The sequence below is a fragment of the Neoalteromonas flava genome, assembly GCF_002807685.1.
Classification (GTDB): domain Bacteria; phylum Pseudomonadota; class Gammaproteobacteria; order Enterobacterales; family Alteromonadaceae; genus Alteromonas_E; species Alteromonas_E flava.
This window is the reverse complement of record NZ_PEAX01000006.1, coordinates 124,055-140,924: the sequence shown is the minus strand read 5'-3', so window position 1 is coordinate 140,924 and position 16,870 is coordinate 124,055. Positions and strand designations below refer to the sequence as shown.

The 16,870-nt window shown below is 46.0% G+C and carries 17 protein-coding genes and 5 tRNA genes; 5 read left to right on the top strand and 17 right to left on the bottom strand.

The window, feature by feature from the left end:
• Positions 1 to 22 precede the first annotated feature (22 nt).
• Positions 23 to 916, bottom strand: coding sequence for a DMT family transporter (locus tag CSH92_RS14445; RefSeq protein WP_100658353.1), 894 nt, complete (start codon positions 914 to 916; stop codon positions 23 to 25).
• Positions 917 to 1,006: 90 nt separating this feature from the next.
• Here CSH92_RS14445 and CSH92_RS14440 point away from each other — a divergent pair, with 90 nt between their 5' ends.
• Both CSH92_RS14440 and CSH92_RS17140 read left to right on the top strand, forming a co-directional pair.
• Complete coding sequence (locus CSH92_RS14440; RefSeq protein WP_100658352.1) at positions 1,007 to 2,164, top strand: FAD-dependent oxidoreductase; 1,158 nt, start codon at positions 1,007 to 1,009, stop codon at positions 2,162 to 2,164.
• Positions 2,165 to 2,341 (top strand): hypothetical protein, encoded by a 177-nt coding sequence (locus CSH92_RS17140; RefSeq protein WP_164084757.1) that lies wholly within the window; start codon positions 2,165 to 2,167, stop codon positions 2,339 to 2,341.
• 70 nt (positions 2,342 to 2,411) lie between these two features.
• Here CSH92_RS17140 and CSH92_RS14435 read toward each other — a convergent pair whose 3' ends face one another.
• From CSH92_RS14435 to CSH92_RS14390, 10 genes are all read right to left on the bottom strand, one after another.
• Positions 2,412 to 3,821 carry an alanine/glycine:cation symporter family protein gene (locus CSH92_RS14435; protein WP_100658351.1) on the bottom strand — a complete coding sequence of 470 codons (1,410 nt, stop codon included), beginning with the start codon at positions 3,819 to 3,821 and terminating at the stop codon, positions 2,412 to 2,414.
• Between the two features lie 214 nt (positions 3,822 to 4,035).
• Positions 4,036 to 4,111: transfer RNA gene (locus CSH92_RS14430), tRNA-Gln, on the bottom strand.
• Positions 4,112 to 4,151: 40 nt separating this feature from the next.
• Positions 4,152 to 4,227: transfer RNA gene (locus tag CSH92_RS14425), tRNA-Gln, on the bottom strand.
• 4 nt (positions 4,228 to 4,231) lie between these two features.
• Positions 4,232 to 4,316: transfer RNA gene (locus CSH92_RS14420), tRNA-Leu, on the bottom strand.
• A 28-nt stretch (positions 4,317 to 4,344) separates the two neighbouring features.
• Positions 4,345 to 4,421 (bottom strand) — tRNA-Met (locus CSH92_RS14415).
• Between the two features lie 199 nt (positions 4,422 to 4,620).
• The gene (locus CSH92_RS14410; RefSeq protein ID WP_164084756.1) at positions 4,621 to 5,406 is read right to left on the bottom strand and encodes a substrate-binding periplasmic protein; all 786 of its coding nucleotides are present in this window, start codon (positions 5,404 to 5,406) and stop codon (positions 4,621 to 4,623) included.
• A gap of 197 nt (positions 5,407 to 5,603) precedes the next feature.
• Positions 5,604 to 6,695: a redox-regulated ATPase YchF gene (gene ychF / locus CSH92_RS14405; protein ID WP_100658349.1), complete on the bottom strand. Its 1,092-nt coding sequence runs from the start codon at positions 6,693 to 6,695 to the stop codon at positions 5,604 to 5,606.
• Between the two features lie 33 nt (positions 6,696 to 6,728).
• The gene (gene pth, locus CSH92_RS14400) at positions 6,729 to 7,313 is read right to left on the bottom strand and encodes an aminoacyl-tRNA hydrolase (RefSeq protein WP_100658348.1); all 585 of its coding nucleotides are present in this window, start codon (positions 7,311 to 7,313) and stop codon (positions 6,729 to 6,731) included.
• Between the two features lie 5 nt (positions 7,314 to 7,318).
• Complete coding sequence (locus CSH92_RS14395; protein ID WP_100658347.1) at positions 7,319 to 7,960, bottom strand: 50S ribosomal protein L25/general stress protein Ctc; 642 nt, start codon at positions 7,958 to 7,960, stop codon at positions 7,319 to 7,321.
• Between the two features lie 147 nt (positions 7,961 to 8,107).
• A complete protein-coding gene (locus tag CSH92_RS14390) occupies positions 8,108 to 9,022 on the bottom strand; it encodes an AraC family transcriptional regulator (RefSeq protein WP_164084755.1) in 915 nt (304 codons plus the stop codon).
• Between the two features lie 200 nt (positions 9,023 to 9,222).
• Between CSH92_RS14390 and CSH92_RS14385 the strand changes: the two genes are divergently transcribed.
• Positions 9,223 to 10,977 (top strand): hypothetical protein, encoded by a 1,755-nt coding sequence (locus tag CSH92_RS14385; RefSeq protein WP_100658345.1) that lies wholly within the window; start codon positions 9,223 to 9,225, stop codon positions 10,975 to 10,977.
• A gap of 110 nt (positions 10,978 to 11,087) precedes the next feature.
• Positions 11,088 to 12,500: an amidohydrolase family protein gene (locus CSH92_RS14380; protein WP_100658344.1), complete on the top strand. Its 1,413-nt coding sequence runs from the start codon at positions 11,088 to 11,090 to the stop codon at positions 12,498 to 12,500.
• A gap of 91 nt (positions 12,501 to 12,591) precedes the next feature.
• On the opposite strand, the gene CSH92_RS14375 is transcribed toward CSH92_RS14380, so the two are convergent.
• Both CSH92_RS14375 and CSH92_RS14370 read right to left on the bottom strand, forming a co-directional pair.
• The gene (locus CSH92_RS14375; protein ID WP_100658343.1) at positions 12,592 to 12,852 is read right to left on the bottom strand and encodes a hypothetical protein; all 261 of its coding nucleotides are present in this window, start codon (positions 12,850 to 12,852) and stop codon (positions 12,592 to 12,594) included.
• Positions 12,852 to 13,274 carry a ribose-phosphate pyrophosphokinase gene (locus CSH92_RS14370; protein WP_164084754.1) on the bottom strand — a complete coding sequence of 141 codons (423 nt, stop codon included), beginning with the start codon at positions 13,272 to 13,274 and terminating at the stop codon, positions 12,852 to 12,854. Before CSH92_RS14370 ends, CSH92_RS14375 begins: the two co-directional genes overlap by 1 nt.
• Positions 13,275 to 13,430: 156 nt before the next feature.
• On the opposite strand from CSH92_RS14370, the gene CSH92_RS14365 reads away from it, so the two are divergent.
• Complete coding sequence (locus CSH92_RS14365; RefSeq protein ID WP_100658341.1) at positions 13,431 to 14,045, top strand: SEL1-like repeat protein; 615 nt, start codon at positions 13,431 to 13,433, stop codon at positions 14,043 to 14,045.
• Between the two features lie 180 nt (positions 14,046 to 14,225).
• Here CSH92_RS14365 and CSH92_RS14360 read toward each other — a convergent pair whose 3' ends face one another.
• The 4 genes from CSH92_RS14360 to lolB form a co-directional block, all read right to left on the bottom strand.
• Positions 14,226 to 15,173, bottom strand: coding sequence for a ribose-phosphate pyrophosphokinase (locus CSH92_RS14360; RefSeq protein WP_100658340.1), 948 nt, complete (start codon positions 15,171 to 15,173; stop codon positions 14,226 to 14,228).
• Between the two features lie 31 nt (positions 15,174 to 15,204).
• A tRNA-Gln gene (locus CSH92_RS14355) sits at positions 15,205 to 15,280 on the bottom strand.
• A gap of 30 nt (positions 15,281 to 15,310) precedes the next feature.
• Entirely contained in the window at positions 15,311 to 16,183 is an 873-nt protein-coding gene (gene ispE / locus CSH92_RS14350) for a 4-(cytidine 5'-diphospho)-2-C-methyl-D-erythritol kinase (protein ID WP_100658339.1), read from the bottom strand.
• On the bottom strand, positions 16,168 to 16,761 hold the full coding sequence (lolB, locus tag CSH92_RS14345; RefSeq protein WP_100658338.1) for a lipoprotein insertase outer membrane protein LolB: 594 nt from the start codon (positions 16,759 to 16,761) through the stop codon (positions 16,168 to 16,170). Before lolB ends, ispE begins: the two co-directional genes overlap by 16 nt.
• Between the last annotated feature and the right edge of the window lie 109 nt (positions 16,762 to 16,870).

Here is a 16,870-nt window from a genome sequence, read left to right as displayed (position 1 = left end):
AAGGGGCTTGCTGCCAAGCAAATCACCAAAACCAGCGTTGCCGGATGGTTATGTTGGCTGCCCAAATGATAATCAATGAACCGACGAGTAGCGGTGGGGTAATAGGTTCTTGCCAGGCAAGAGCGCCAATGATCGCAGCGAACAGCAAACTGGTATAAGACAATAGGCCAATTTTTACCGGTGATGCTAAAGCAAACGCTCGAGTCATTAGCAGTTGACCAACGGCAGCGAGCAGACCCATGGCAGTCAATCCAGGTAATACTGAGAGCAGAATGGGTTGCCAATACATGAGCATTGGGATGAGCGAAATTAGGGTCGCAATGCCAGTAAAATAAAAGACGATGCGTAGCGATGGTTCACTGATGGTAAGTTTACGGATAGTGCACTTTGTAGTGGCAACCAAGATCGCACATCCAAGAGCTATTATTGAGGCATCAATGGGGTAAGGCTGCATAGCATCGGGCTTGTTCAGCAAGATAAAAGCAGCGCCCACGAAGCCGATAAAAATAGCGAGCCAGGTTTTTAGTTGGATGAATTCGCGTAGCCAAATTCGGGCGATGATAGGGACGATAAAAGGTGCCAATAACAATGTCATCATGGCTTGAGTCAAGGTTAAGATGGTTAGCACATAAAAGAACCCGTACATGGCAAGCATGCCACAGAGACCGCGAAATAGGTGTAAACCAAACTGCTGTGTTTTTAGCAATTGAATAGAGCGACTCTGCCCTTGTTTTATCAGGATTGGGAGGATGACAATTAATGCGCTGGCATTGCGAAAAAAGACCAACTGAGTTTGATTCATGTCCGCACTGAGAAATTTAACTAAGGCGCCGACCAAGGCAAAGCATAATTCAGCGCAGATCAGGCAGAGTGCACCGATTAGCAGAGGCGAAAGCGTGAGATTTTTGCAGGACATGATACGGTGCAGGGTTAAAACCATCCTAGTCATAGGCAGGGGCGGTGTTTTACTTCATAATGATTATGACTACAAGTGATTAGCGAGAAGATGTTGAATATAATTGTGGTTGGTGGCGGCATGATAGGTGCTGCTACAGCGCTTGGCTTATTGCGCCAAGGTCACCGCGTTACCTTAATCGAACAGCACTTACCTGAAGCTTTTGCGCCAGAACAAGAGCCGGATATCCGCATGTCGGCGTTGAGCCTGAATTCTGTGCATTTGTTAGACAGCTTGGGGGCGTGGAGTGCGATCCAGAATATGCGCTATCAGCCTTATTCGCGCTTAACCGTTTTCGAAAACGCGCGCGATGAAGACGCTAAAACCCATTTTGATGCAGCAAGCATTCAGCAACAATGGCTGGGTTATTTTGTCGAAAATAGAATTACCCAACTGGGTTTGCATGCCGTATTGCAAGAGTTTGCTAGTAACCTCACTTGGGTGACTGATTCACGCATCAAAGCCATCAATGTGCAAACAGGTCAGGTTACCTTGGATAATATGGAGCACCTTCAAGCCGACTGGATTATAGGAGCTGATGGGTCTAACTCACAAGTACGACAATTAGCGGGGATCGGTCAAACCGGCTGGCAATATGGTCAGCAGGCGATGGGGATTATTGTTAAAACACCGTTTACCGCAACGCATGAAACGTGGCAACAATTTCGACCACAGGGGCCAATCGCGTACTTACCTATGTACGGCTCATACGCAGCGCTGATTTGGTATGACCAACCTGCCACGTTAGAGCAATTACTTAAGCTCAGTGACGATGGGTTATTGGCGCAAGTGGGGGCGACTTTCGGGGCGCAATTTAACGAGTCTGTACTCATTAATAAAGCCCGCTTTCCGCTAACCCGCTCGCATGCCAATGAGTATGTCAAAGGGCGCGTTGTTTTAATCGGCGATGCGGCACATACCATTAACCCATTAGCTGGGCAGGGTGTGAATATTGGCTTTAAAGATGTCGAGACGTTACTGCAGGTATTCGCTACTCATCATGAACCTTCCAATGCAGCCCTAATTAACCAATATCAGCGGCCAAGGCGATGGGCGAATGCGCTTATGATGACCACAATGGATGCGTTTTATATGGGCTTTAGCAATGATAATCCGGTCTTGAAACTGGCGCGAAATGCGGCATTAAAAGTCGCAGATAATGCCGGTGTATTAAAGCAACAAGTACTAAAATATGCAGTAGGTTTATAAATGGAATTGTTAATTATTTTAGCGGTTTTATTCGCCGCACTATTCATAATTGTACCGTTAATTGAGCGCTCAAAGGTACGCATTAGCGATGAAGAAACCAGTAAAATTTCGCGCTGGATATTCCCGTTGATTATGATTTTACTGGTCGTGCAATTATTTATGTTTATGTTTGATTAAGACCGCCAAGTTACCTCACCTGTAGCATGACATTGGTTTTAGGTTTGTCACTGCAATAGTTGTTTGGCGCTTATTTGCGCCAAACATGGTCTTCGTTCTCGCCTTGGATCTGACAATCACCTTCGGCATATTCGGGCAATTCTCCGCGATCACGCTTGCTAAAATAGTCTCGACTGATTGAGACGATGGTTGGGGTTAGCCAAACAATGGCAATGATGTTGATCACGGTCATCAGGCCCAATGCCATATCGGCCATGGCCCAGACTTGCGGCAAAGCGGCCATCGAGCCCCACAAGATCATCAATAAATATCCAAGTGTGTAAAATGCTCGCCCAAATTTATTATCCAAACGGAACATGTGTAAGTTACTTTCACCATAGGCGTAATTGGCCACCACTGACGTAAATGCAAACAGCGTAATGGCTGCGGCAACAAAGTCTTCTCCACCATTGCCAAGGTGTGATGCCATCGCGGTTTGCGTTAAGCGGATACCTTCCATTTGTTCACCTGATGAACCGCCCGCAAGGAGGATGATAAAGGCCGTACATGTACACAAAATCATCGTATCAATAAACACCCCTAACATTTGCACATAACCTTGCGATACGGGGTGGTTAGGGTAGGGGGTGGCACTCGCGGCAGCATGGGGCACACTTCCTGAGCCCGCTTCATTAGAATAAAGACCGCGCTGGATCCCGTTTTTAACCGCTGCTGCAAATGCTCCAGCGGCCGCTTCTGTCAGTCCAAAAGCACTTAGAATGATGTCTTTCAGTACAGCGGGAAGTAATTCAATATTCATGAAGGTAATGGATAGCGCAACCAGCACATAACCAATGCCCATAAACGGTACAATCCATTCAGCAAACCTGGCAATCGCACGCAACCCCCCAATGACGATCAGTCCTGCGACAAGAATAATAACCAGCCCTGAGTGCAAGGTAGGGATGTCATAAGCATTGTTCAATGCATCGGTGATAGTATTGGCTTGCACAGCGCTGAAAATAAAGCCGTAACCCATAAATAAACACAGCGAAAACAGTACGGCTAACCATTTTTGTTTTAAACCTTGTTGAATGTAATAGGCCGGTCCGCCGCGATATTCACCATTGGCATCTTTTACTTTATACAGCTGACCGAGTACGCTTTCGGCAAAGCCTGTCGCCATACCCAAAATAGCGATTACCCACATCCAAAAAATGGCACCTGGACCACCTAACGAAATGGCAACGGCCACACCAGCAAGGTTGCCCGTGCCAACGCGGGCGCTGAGGCTAGTGCACAACGCTTGAAATGAGCTGATACCGGCTTTGTCACTGCGCGTGCTGCCGCGCATAATTGAAAACATGTGTACGAAGTGTCGAATTTGGATCGCGCCTAAACGCCAAGTAAACCAAATACCACAACCCAGCAGCATATAAATAAGGACTTGGCCTTCGCCCCATAGAACGTTATTGATCCCGTCAACAATGGTGTTGATCACGCGCACTTCCTATTTTTCTTATTAATTCAGAGTAAAAGTCTGCCGTTGATTACCAGTGAAGTCTAGAACCGATTGGCATATCAAGGAACTTATTATACAAGGACTTTAAGTACGTGGTTCACTCGAAGACGCTTGGTCAGTCTGAAACCATAGGTAGTAATGGATGTGTTTCGTCCGGATACAAAAAAGCGCCGACAATGCGGCGCTTATTGTATGGCTGGGGTAGCTGGACTCGAACCAACGAATCGCGGGATCAAAACCCGCTGCCTTACCAACTTGGCTATACCCCAATTTGTGTTGTAACGCGACTCTAGCCACATTACTAAAAAGTGGCTGGGGTAGCTGGACTCGAACCAACGAATCGCGGGATCAAAACCCGCTGCCTTACCAACTTGGCTATACCCCAACAATGGTGCGGAAGGAGAGACTTGAACTCTCACGCCGTGAAGCACTGGAACCTAAATCCAGCGTGTCTACCAATTCCACCACTTCCGCATAGACAACTTCCTACAAAAGTAGAAAGTGGTGGCTACGGCGGGACTCGAACCTGCGACCCCATCATTATGAGTGATGTGCTCTAACCAGCTGAGCTACGTAGCCACGTGGAAACTCCGTTTCGGAGTGGCGCGTATTATGCTGATTAGGGTATTTACCGTCAACCCCTTTTTCGCACTATATGCAAGAGATATCACCGTTTGCACATAATCTAAGCAATTTAGCCACTGTAAACGAGAGTTGGTTCGCTTTACGGCGAAAGGAGAGCTGCAAAAAAGCCATTAACACTCGATTATAAGGGCTATTAATTGGCGAGTTTAGCGACCCAATCTGAATGGGAGTCATTAGCATTCGGATATTGTTCGAATAATCCATAAACCACTTTGCTGTGCTGGTTGGCGACAATAGTTTGGTTAATTAACGCTAATTTCTCAACGGATTGAGAATTTGTTGAAAGGGCAATGACATGCACGCTATCGGTAGCATATAACGGACTGACCTGTCGCATGCACTGGGAACTTTGGGAATCATTGAAGTGCGTGCAGTAATAGTCAATGATGCTAGTCCCAAAGAAAAGCAGGTCAAGGCGCTTCGCTGCAAGCATGTCATAAAGCTGGGGACGATCGATGGTCTCATAAATATTTTCAAAACCGAGTGAACGCGCGAGATCGGCCTGTACTGAATTGGCTGACACTCCAACCATCATAGTTTTGGTATCAATATCACTGAATTGTTTTATGCTGCTGCTTGATTCTACGAATAAGGCTGAACCTTCAGTGATTAACGGAACAGAAAATATCGCCCATTGTTCTCGGTCTTTCGTTCGCAATGCACCAAATACTAAATCTACCTTTTCATTTTGCAGCAAAGACATAGATGCTCGCCATGAAGAGGGGTAAAGCTCCAAGGAGAACCCTGCTTTTTCTGCTGCATATGAAAATAATTGCCAGGATAAGCCGTAAGAACTGGAGGCTTCTACATAGCGTTCGTGATCTTCAAACACAGCGATACTAAGTGTATTGCCAGAATTGTCTGACCCACTAGTATCCCCGCTGAAAAACATTAGGACAGTAACTAAAAATACTAACACCTTGTCGCTCATCGAAGAAATATCCAGTGATTCAAGAACCAGTGCTAAATTGCATGAATGTAGTAAACAAAGAAGTCGTAGATTACTACTATTTTGGTGTGATTAACAATCACTCGTTGGTTGGATAAACTTGGGTTGAGCGTTTTAACAGATATAAAAAAGCCCCTGAACAGGGGCTTTAGAATGACTGGGATGGTTTAAACATTAAAACGGAAATGGATAACATCACCATCTTTAACAATATAGTCTTTGCCTTCAAGGCGCCACTTGCCTGCATCTTTAGCACCTTGTTCACCCTTGAATTCAATGTAGTTGTCATAGCCGATTATTTCAGCACGGATGAAGCCTTTTTCAAAATCGGTGTGAATTTTACCCGCAGCTTGCGGTGCCGTTGCACCTTCAGGGAACGTCCATGCGCGAACTTCTTTAACCCCAGCGGTAAAGTAAGTTTGCAACGTTAATAGGCTGTAGCCTGCGCGGATCACGCGGTTAAGCCCCGGTTCGGATAAACCCATTTCGTCCAAGAATTCGGCTTTTTCTTCATCATCTAATTCAGCAATTTCCGACTCAATCGCTGCACAGACGGCAACAACTACGGCATTTTCTGTTGCCGCAATCGCTTTTACTTGGTCAAGGTATGGGTTGTTGTCAAAGCCGTCTTCATTAACGTTGGCAATGTACATGGTTGGCTTTAACGTCAGCATATTCATGTAGCTAATGGCTGCGAGTTCTTCTTTACTAAGTTCAAGTGAACGTAATAGCAAACCTTCGTCTAAATGCGGCTTAATTTTTTCAAGTACCTTAAGCTCGTACTTAGCATCATTGTCACCACCTTTGGCCCGTTTAGCTACTCGGATCAGGGCTTTCTCGGTGGTTTCTAAATCGGCCAAAGCTAATTCGGTATTAATGACGTCAATATCGTCTTTAGGGCTCACTTTACCTGCTACATGGACAATATTTTCGTCGTCGAAACAGCGTACAACGTGACCAATAGCATCGGTTTCACGAATGTTAGCCAGGAATTTATTACCTAATCCTTCACCTTTCGAAGCTCCTTCCACCAAGCCGGCAATATCAACGAATTCCATGGTGGTGGGGATCACGCGTTGAGGCTTGACGATTTCAGCCAGAGCGGTCAAGCGCTCATCGGGCACTGGCACCACTCCAGTATTCGGTTCAATTGTACAAAATGGAAAGTTAGCGGCTTCAATTCCCGCTTTGGTTAAGGCGTTAAACAGTGTTGATTTACCTACATTAGGTAAACCTACGATGCCACATTTGAAACCCATAATTGTTTCCTATAAACAGTAGTTTGCTGCGTGTTAGCCGACTTTAAAAGAATGTAAGCGCTGCTGTGCAGCGGTTAAATCCTGCTTTATCAGTAATTCGGTACAACGAATTGCTTCATCAATAACTTCGTCCATTGCATTTTTTTCAGCAGTGGATGGTTTGCCCAATACAAATCCAGTCACCTTCGATTTGTGACCAGGGTGACCGATACCTATGCGCAAACGTAAAAAATCTTTGTCATTACCCATTTTACTGACGATATCTCGCACACCGTTTTGGCTAGAGCTGCCACCGACTTTAAATTTTGCCACGCCAGCAGGGAGATCTAACTCGTCAAACGCAACCATAATTGACGAAACAGGTATTTTGAAAAAATTAGCCATAGCTGCGACTGCTTGACCGCTGCGATTCATAAAGGTTGAGGGATACAGTAAACGGATATCTTGGTTGGCAATCGAAATTCGAGCCGTTTGTCCGAAAAATTTGCTTTCTGGGGTGAGTGATTGACTATAACTCTGTGCTAGCTTCTCTAGAAACCATGCACCGGCATTGTGACGCGTTTGTTCGTATTCGGGGCCTGGATTGCCCAGGCCCACAATAAGGCGAATATCGGCCAAAGGAATTATTCCTCTGTAGCCTCTTCGTCACCTTCGCTAGCTTCTGCATCATCAACAGCTGCTTTCTTAGCTTTCTTGATGGTGATTACCGCTAGGTTATGAGCTTCGTCATCTTTGGCTAGCTCAACAGATTCAACACCTTTAGGAAGAGTGACGTCTGATAAGTGTAACGTGTGGTCCATCTCTAGGCCGGCAACATCAACTTCGATGAACTCAGGCAAGTCTTTAGGTAGACAAGTGATTTCGATTTCAGTTACGTGATGCTCTGCAATACCGCCAGATTTAACTGCAGCAGACTTCTCTTCGTTAATGAAGTGAATTGGTACATTCGTGTGTAGTTTTTCGCCAGCAATTACACGTTGAAAGTCAATGTGCGTTACTTTTGGCTTGAACGGATGGCGTTGCATGTCTTTAACAAGCGCCTGAACTTCTTTACCTTCAATATTCAAAGTAAGAATGTGTGAGTAGAACGCTTCAAAATCTTGTGCTTGGATAACTTTGTTATGCTCAAGAGTTAGGGCTAAAGGTGCTTCGTCACCACCGTATAGGATCGCAGGAACTTTATCCGCGTGACGTAGGCGGCGGCTCGCACCTTTCCCCAAGTCAGTACGGACTTGCGCATCCAAATTAAAAATTGCTTCAGACATTAAAATGTCTCCAAAATAAAAAGTTTAAGTACCGTGCGTACTTGCGACCAGCACGCACACATTCGTCCAATAATATAGGGACTCCCCAAAAAAGGGCGGCGAATTCTAACACTTTGCATTGTGATTAACAACGAGCAATTTGCTAAGTCAAACTGGGCCATCCATTGCAGGGTGTTGAACCGCATTTAACTTCCGGTATTGCAGCGGCGTATACCCCGTATCCCGCTTAAATGCGCGGCAGAAATAATTGCAGTGGCTAAAACCCAGTGCCTCGCTCAATGCTTCTACGGGTAAGTTGGAATACATCAAGCGCCGCTTGGCTTCAATATGTATCCGCTGCTGGATCATCTGGCTCGCGGTTTGGTGCATCTGTTGTTTGCACAAGACATTTAAATGTCCGGGGGTGACGCCCAACATTGCTGCGTATTCTTGCACATGATGGTATTGACTGAAATGGCGATCGAGCAGGGTTTTAAACCGCATGATCGTTGTGTGATTCAATGGTTGTGCGGTGCCGTGATAATGTTCACTAAACCAGCGATTAAGTTGTATTAATAACGCCGCACATTGATAGGCCAACAGGCTTTCTGAATCTTCTTGTAATTGACTCAATTCACTTTGCATCTGCGTAAACTGTTGTTTGAGCCAATCTTGCTGCGATTGTTCCAAAAGCAGGTCTGGGTTGGCCTGGGAACCGCGAAAAAATTGCAACTGGTGCAGTAGCAACGGATCAGAAAAGTAGCGTTGAAAAAATTCAGCAGGGAAAAACAAGCAGATACCGCTTAAATTGTTGACGTACCAGCGCCGGATCTGACCAGGGGAAGTAAACAGCAACTGACCGGGTGTTAAAGGATATTGCTTGTCATCCAACCAAAACGCACCGCTACCACCAGTAATCAAAGTAACATCGTAAAAAGTTAACTGATAGGGCTCGACCGTGCGCGCGAAGGCTGGCATCGCTCGAATTTCTGCGACATCAATTAAAAGCTCTCGACCATACTTGTGGCGATTAAAGTCAACGGTACGAGCATTGACCGGTAAGGAATAAATAGAAACAGTCATTAGTCGCGTTTTTTCGACGATATAATCGAAAAGTATCATTATTTCCACAACTTGCATATACCCCAAACGATTGTCTGTCGCTACAGTTAATTAAAGTCAAAATTTAACTCTTAAGGGCTGATATGTGTTTTTATTCGTTGCTTCTAGGTTTTCGAAGGCTAGGTCTAGCCTTGATTTACTTCGGGATGGTGTCATCAGGGATGGCCTCAGAATGGTTGCCCGAAGATGATGGCGTAATAACTGTTCAAGAAGGGAATTCACTTGAATATCGGTTTGAGCGGGGTTTTTTAGACTATCAAGGTGATGATTTTTATAATGGGATCATTGAATTTGAACTAAAGCCAAGTGCTGATCGCGCCTTCTTTTACATCTATTTTCGCAGTGACGACAACAATCAGTCAGAAGTTATTTATTTACGTACACATAAATCGAGTGCGCCGGATACTGTGCAATACTCACCGGTCTTCCAGGGACGCAGTGCATGGCAGCTCTACCATGGTGACAGTGGTACAGCCGCAGCGTCTCTAATTGCTAATGAGTGGAATCAGATCCGGATAAAGGTAGAAAACCAGCGTTTATCAATGTGGGTAGGCAATATGCAACAGCCTGTATTTGATAATCTACTCCTCAAAGGTGCTGAGCGAGCCGGAAAACTGCGCTTGCGCGGCAATATTCCAAACGCCTCACAAGCAAAATTAACTGGTATGGTGCGCAATATCCAAGTGACTCATTTGCCGCGCTCACAGGGCATTGCAATAAGTGCAGCTAGCATTCCACCAGGTATGCTAACCGGGTATCGTGTTTCACCAGCATTTAAAGCAACCAAGGATGCTTACACTCGTATCCCTGAAATGCTCAATGACGCGCATTGGGCATGGGTCCCAAGTAATCAGGAGGGCATAGTTGAATTTCTCAAGCATCGTGCTGTCCCGGCCGGCAGTCGAACATATGCAGTGGTCGCAGAAGTCGAGTTAGATGCTGTTGCCGCAACCGTATGCCCGATTAACTTAGGCTTTAGTGATACCTTAACGTTAATACATAATCAGCGCCCATTGTTTTTTGCAGATGCCAGTTATCGGTATGCAGCGAACCGCCAAGAAGGTTTGTTGCATTCGCAACAAGCCACTGTTTATGTGCCACTTGTGAGCGGGCTGAATACCTTACATGCAATTGTCGCTGATAGTTTTGGCGGATGGGGGCTGGCGATGCAATTGTTAGACTGTGAAGGGGTATCAGTTGTTACACCGCAACAAAGTTCCGGCGCTATTGCGGTTAGTTCTGTCGCACACTCAGCGGTAACCGATGATACTCGATTGGCCGAGCACAGACAGCGTGATGACTCGCGTAAACCAGACTCGTTGGTTAGCTTGGTTGGGACTTTACCGGGTGATACCGTGGTTGAACTGGCTGCTGGATCAGGTTACTACGCGGCTATTTTGTCGCGGGTTGTTGGTAACCGCGGACACGTTTTGGCCATTGACCCGGAGAAAATATTTACCGCTTTTCCTTCAGCGAGGGAGACGTTTTCCTCATTCTTGAAGGAAGATCCGCTGACTAATACACAGTATTCAGTACAACATTTTGATGAGCTGGAATGGTCGCTACCAGCAGATTCCGTGTTTATGAATTTGTATTACCATGACACTGTTTGGACTGGCGAAGATCGTACTAAAATGAATGCTGCTATATATGCTGGACTAAAGCCTGGAGGTCGTTATGTGATCGTTGATCATAGTGCTGCTGATAATGCGTCAGTTGACGATTTCCAGCGTCTGCACCGCATGGATGCCAGTAGAGTTATTCCCGAAGTGGTCGCTGCAGGATTTCAATTAGTGACGACAAGTTCAATACTGGCCAGTCAAACTGATGACTATTCACTCAGCGTGTTTGATGCCGAGGTGCGTGGCCAAACCGACCGTTTTATTTATCTGTTCGAAAAGCCACTTGATAAATGAATAGTTTGAGAGATACCGCTGTGCTGATTTTGTAAAGCAAAAAAAAAGCAGGAACATAACATCAAGTTGGCTACACTTTAGCGAGCATTAATTGACTCGGTAGTTGAAGTATGAAATGGAACAGCACATTTTTGTGGATCGTAATAATTGGATTTTGCTGCAGTGGAATAGTCCATGCACAGCAGACGAGTGCGGTTGCAGCAGCCAATAGTAACCAGAAGGTCGCATTGGTTGGAGGGCGTTTGATTGATGGATTTGGTCATCAACCTATCGCCAATAGTGTGATTTTAGTTGCTGATGGCGTTATTCAGGCGGTGGGTAGTGTTGGTGCGCTCGCGGTCCCAAATGACTATACCGTTATTAGTACTGAAGGCCACGATGTGTTGCCCGGCTTGTGGGAAAATCATGCCCACCTGATGCTAACCGGGCATGCCGATTATGAACATTGGCGCAAACATTATACAGATCGTTTGGCGAGCGAAATAATGCCAGCGTCAGCTGTGCAACTGTTGTTAGCGGGAATAACCAGTGTACGTGATCTTGGTGCCCCGCTAGATGATTCATTGCAGGTACGCCAGCGCATTCAGGAAGGTCAAATTCCTGGGCCGAATTTGTATATTTCGGGCCCCTTCATTCAAAAAGCACCTTATCCAGGTACATCTCATTATCGCTGGGGCGTTGATGGAATTGAAGATGCGCGCGCGAAAGTTAACCAGTTGGCTGATGCTGGCGTTGATTTTATCAAACTTGTTGATCAAGACAGTATGACTGAGGAAGAGGCAAAGGCTGTTATTGATCAAGCGCACGAGCGCGGACTGAAGGTCATTGGCCACAGTCATCGTCCGAATGAGATTCGTCGTGGGCTAGATTTGGGTATTGATAATTTTGAACATACCGGTCTCACCACCGCTCCAGAATATCCCGCTGATGTCATGCAAGCGCTTAAGGAGCGAACAGCGCGAGGTCGAGTAGCGGGAGGACCTTTATTTTGGACGCCGACGGTAGAAGGGCTGTGGAACTACGATTTAACCGTTGCTAATCCTGAGCGACTGGATAATCCATGCTGGCATCGAGGGTTAGCTGCAGATACCATCGCTGATATTCGTCAATCGCTCGCGGCTCCTGGTCAACTGGCGTACATGCAATTAACTCCGCTGCGCAAGCCAACGCTAAAGCGCAAGATCCAGCAATTGCGTGACGCTGGAGTGGTTTTTCTTACCGGTACCGACAGCGGGATCCCTACCAAATTTCATTGTCAAAGTACTTGGAACGAACTTGCTGTTTGGGTCTACGAGATGGATATTCCTGCAATGGATGCGATCCGCGCAGCAACCTACTGGCCAGCTGTGTTTATGGGCGTTGATGATAAGTTTGGTACAGTAAGTGCCGGTAAAGTTGCCGATATTATTGCCGTGAAAGGAGATGTGTTGCGTTACATTAACCTTTTACAAGATGTAAATATGGTGATGAAGGGGGGGACTTTATACAAGTACGAAGGTATCCCGATAGAAGAGCAGCTATAAAAGAATTGGTAAAGTGACGTGTAAAACGTCACTTTTTTCGTCGCGCAGCTGTTAATACGTCAACGAAGATCGACTAATATTGGTTTATTCATCACCATATAAACGTATTAACTAAGAAGTTAACAAATCCTTGCGCTAATTCTTCGCCCTTACGCTCTTTTGCGGCCTTGGCTCTGGCGTCAACGCAAGCATATTCTAGTTTTGCATCTTGCGTTTTGGCGTAAACATCTCGTTGTTGGTCGATAGTGTAACATTGGGCAACTCGATGTTCGTTTGAATTGACACTACACGCGGATAATAAGCATAGGCCGCAACAAAATAAGCTATAAAATAGCCGTTGGCGACGTGGCATTACATTTCGTCCGGTGAGGCAGGGCGTTTTGTCACCCCTGATTCATCGACATTACTAATTGATTCAACCTGCATGACTGTACCGAATTGGGTGGTGGTCATCATGTCGGGCATGGGAGTGCCAGTTACGGTTAAGCGTAATGCGTGGCGATGGTATTGCTTATCTAATCCGTGCAATACCCATTTGCTACCGTCATCACCGATAAACGCATAAAACCCACCCTCAAAAGGTTTAAACTCAATTTGGCCACTCAAGGTCATGGTTGCGTCCTCCTTAACTTCCTTGATTTCTGTCACAGGTGCTTCGACTGCACTGTCAGTTTGCTCGTCTGCCGTTACTGTTGGCGTTGATTCTTCGCTGTTGCAAGCTGCAATAGCAAAGACTAACAAAACGGGAATGGTCCACTTCAAGGATGAATTCATGTGCATTAATTTTTTCCTTTTTATTGCCTCTATTAACAAATTAGCGCAATTAAGCCAGAAACACCACGTGAAAACACGGCTCTTTCCAGCCATTCAGATTTGATTCAGTTTTTTCCCGTTATTCTCGGAAGCTAAAACAAGAAGGATAACTTGGTAATGAAGAATCAGGGTAACAAAAGCAACATACTGGGCAAGGTCTTGATCATCTGCTGTTCAATTTTTACCGGTGTAGCGCATAGTGCAAACAATGCCATACAAGACGTTGAGAATATTGATGTCGAAGGCCAGCGATTAGAGGCGCTGAGCAAGAATGTTACTGCATACGGTTTGAATATGGAGATGGGCCTTGAAGCACTGCATGCTAATAATTATGAACGTGCACTCGTTCGATTAACCGAAAGTGCTAAACAGGGTAACAAGATCAGTCAGTTTTACCTCGCCTCAATGTATTTTAAGGGGCTAGGTGTTCCGATTGATAATCGCCAAGGCTGGTTGTGGCTAAACGTCGCTCTAGAGCAAAAAATTCCGCAATGGCGATTCGCCTATCGGCAAATTGCTGATGCTATACCTGGTGAGTATCAGGCCCAATGGCAGCCGTTGGTTGAGGAGTATGTTGATAAATACGGCGCAAAGGCGACGGATCATGCGTGTCGGCCTCGCCGCGAAATAGGCAGTAACCTGGTACATATTATTTGTGAGCGGATCTCTGATGGTACCTATGAGCACCGTCAGTGGCGAACATTACAGCACCTTTTTTTCGATGTTAAATGATGTTCTTTTTTTTGTTCTCTGGCGTCTGCAAGTAGCGTTATAAGAATGTAATCGGAGTTACTCATGCAGACAAGACAGATTGGGTTGTTGCCCGAGAGTTCGTTTTACTAAAAAATAAAAAAGCGGCTGATAAGCCGCTTTTTTTGAGATCAATTTTTGCCCTAAGCTGAGCAAAAATACTTAGTATTCGAACATCGCTGAAATTGACTCTTCGTTGCTAATACGACGAATCGTTTCGGCAAGCATTTGTGACAAGGTCAGTTGTTTAACCTTATTCAACTTTTGCATCTCTTTGCTGAGTGGAATTGAGTCAGTAACAATAATTTCGTCAATCACAGAGTTACGCAGATTTTCACAGGCGTTGCCGGAGAAGATAGCATGTGTGGCATAAGCGTAAACGTTACGGGCTCCATGGGCTTTGAGCGCTTCAGCTGCTTTCGCTAAGGTGCCGCCAGTATCAATCATGTCGTCAACAATAATACAGTCGCGGTCATTAACATCACCGATGATGTTCATTACTTGAGCAACGTTCGCTTTAGGACGACGTTTATCGATGATCGCCAAATCCGTATCGTTGAGCAGTTTTGCTGTGGCTCGGGCGCGCACAACTCCACCGATATCAGGTGATACTACGACCGGTGAGTGGAAGTCACGTCGACACATATCATCTAACAAAATTGGCGTGCCGAAGGCGTTGTCCACGGGAACGTCAAAGAACCCTTGGATTTGCTCAGCATGTAAGTCGATAGTCAGTACGCGATCCACACCTACGTTCGACAGAAAGTCTGCAACAACCTTGGCGGTGATGGGAACCCGAGCTGAGCGCACGCGGCGATCTTGACGAGCATAACCAAAGTAGGGGATTACCGCAGTTATGCGGCCCGCTGATGCCCGACGCAAAGCGTCAATCATCACTATCAGTTCCATCAAGTTATCATTGGTGGGGGCACACGTGGACTGGATAATAAAAACGTCCGAGCCACGGACGTTTTCATGAATTTCAACACTGATTTCACCGTCGCTAAAACGACCGACACTGGCGTTACCCAGTTTAGTGTAGAGTCTATCGGCAACTTTCTGGGCAAGCTCCGGTACGGCATTACCGGTAAATAGCTTCATATCTGGCACGTGTCTATCCTCAGTGCATTTGTTCATGATGTGGCTGGGGTAGCTGGACTCGAACCAACGAATCGCGGGATCAAAACCCGCTGCCTTACCAACTTGGCTATACCCCAATAAATTTGCTTAATGACGCGCTACTCATATTACTCACTAACACGAGTTATCGTCTGTTTTTCCAGTTCTGCCAGTAATGGCGACTGGTCAACCCCTTTAGCAACAAAGCCTTGCCACTGAGAGGGTAATGCATTTAGAGCATTTTCCGCCGCAGTTTTGTGGTTGAAAACAGCAAATACGCAGGCACCTGTGCCCGTCATTCGCGACGGTGCGTAGTTTATCAACCACTGTAATAAATTTGCAACTTCGGGATAGCGATTAATTACGAGTTCTTGGCAATCATTGCGGGTTTGCGCAAATTCGTAGTCACTGGCATGTATCTTTGCGCTATTGCGAGGAAGTTCTGGGGCGGCAAATATCTCGGCGGTTGAAATATGGCAGCCAGGATGTGCCACTAAATAATATTGCGATTCAATATGCATGGGCGTTAAGTCTTCGCCGACACCATTGGCAAAGGCGGTATTTCCGTGCACAAAAACCGGAACATCAGCTCCCAACTGCAACCCTAATGCCGCAAGATCTGCCACATCAAGACCGCAATTCCAGAGTTTATTTAACGCGCGTAACGTGGTCGCAGCATTCGACGAACCGCCGCCAATCCCGCCCCCCATGGGTAATACTTTTTGCAGCTGAATACGACATCCGAGCCGGGTTCCCGCCCTTTGCTGCAGCAAGCGCGCTGCTTTGATAATTAAATTGTCCTCATCTGCTACGCCAGGAATAGGGGTTTCAAGTTTAATATCGGGGGACTCAGGCGTTATTGTAAATGCGAGATGGTCACCGTAATCAAGCATTTGAAATACGCTTTGTAGTTCATGATAGCCATTTGGCCGTTGCCCGGTTATATGTAGAAATAGGTTAAGTTTTGCCGGCGATGACCACCAGATCATAGGATCTCCCATTGATTGACTTTTAACTTAAGTGACAAGTTTTGCTGCTGCCGGATGGTCAATAATTGTGGTAGAACCGTTTCTTGCGATTGCGTGTATTGGGTGTAATCGACTTGCCATTGCGGGGAATTATCTAGCACTTGCAACTGTTCAATTAAACCTTGCTGGTTGCGTCTTACTATGTCGTTTTGCCGCGCGATACCCTTCACCCAAAATTGCATGTCGGCGACCGGGATCGGCCAACCACTTACCTCGTAAATCAAGGTCTCGGCATCATTATGCTGATAGATTTCACCATCCGCCTCTAGTGTAACAATGCCCTCATTAACGGAGAGTGAGAGTAGGGTTACGCCAACCAAGTTGCTAAGCACAAGGTTATAATCATCGCCGCGCTGTTGCCAGCGTAGGTACGCTGAAAACGATTCCTGCTCACTCTTAAAGGCAAGACGGCCACTCAAATTCCAATGGGTCATTGCGATCAGACGCTGATCATTTGCTGTGATATTTATTAAATCGGGTAAACGGGGCGGCGTTTTACAAGCGCTCAACGTAAACAGCGCAAAAACGGCAATAACTATCAGTCGACGCATATAAAACTGGGCATCCTAGCGCTTGTGAATCGGTTTAGGAATACAATATATCAGCATTGTAAGGGTGTTGGGAAATAACAATGGAGCTGCTCGATGATTGCGCTTGTCT

Bases quoted from the DNA above. Each gene is read 5' to 3' on its own strand.
- CSH92_RS14445 (WP_100658353.1), bottom strand. From the start codon at position 916: ATGTCCTGCAAAAATCTCACGCTTTCGCCTCTGCTAATCGGTGCACTC.
- CSH92_RS14440 (WP_100658352.1), top strand. From the start codon at position 1,007: ATGTTGAATATAATTGTGGTTGGTGGCGGCATGATAGGTGCTGCTACA.
- CSH92_RS17140 (WP_164084757.1), top strand. From the start codon at position 2,165: ATGGAATTGTTAATTATTTTAGCGGTTTTATTCGCCGCACTATTCATA.
- ychF (WP_100658349.1), bottom strand. From the start codon at position 6,695: ATGGGTTTCAAATGTGGCATCGTAGGTTTACCTAATGTAGGTAAATCA.
- CSH92_RS14395 (WP_100658347.1), bottom strand. From the start codon at position 7,960: ATGTCTGAAGCAATTTTTAATTTGGATGCGCAAGTCCGTACTGACTTG.
- CSH92_RS14390 (WP_164084755.1), bottom strand. From the start codon at position 9,022: ATGACTGTTTCTATTTATTCCTTACCGGTCAATGCTCGTACCGTTGAC.
- CSH92_RS14385 (WP_100658345.1), top strand. From the start codon at position 9,223: ATGGCCTCAGAATGGTTGCCCGAAGATGATGGCGTAATAACTGTTCAA.
- CSH92_RS14380 (WP_100658344.1), top strand. From the start codon at position 11,088: ATGAAATGGAACAGCACATTTTTGTGGATCGTAATAATTGGATTTTGC.
- CSH92_RS14375 (WP_100658343.1), bottom strand. From the start codon at position 12,852: ATGCCACGTCGCCAACGGCTATTTTATAGCTTATTTTGTTGCGGCCTA.
- CSH92_RS14370 (WP_164084754.1), bottom strand. From the start codon at position 13,274: ATGAATTCATCCTTGAAGTGGACCATTCCCGTTTTGTTAGTCTTTGCT.
- CSH92_RS14365 (WP_100658341.1), top strand. From the start codon at position 13,431: ATGAAGAATCAGGGTAACAAAAGCAACATACTGGGCAAGGTCTTGATC.
- ispE (WP_100658339.1), bottom strand. From the start codon at position 16,183: ATGGGAGATCCTATGATCTGGTGGTCATCGCCGGCAAAACTTAACCTA.
- lolB (WP_100658338.1), bottom strand. From the start codon at position 16,761: ATGCGTCGACTGATAGTTATTGCCGTTTTTGCGCTGTTTACGTTGAGC.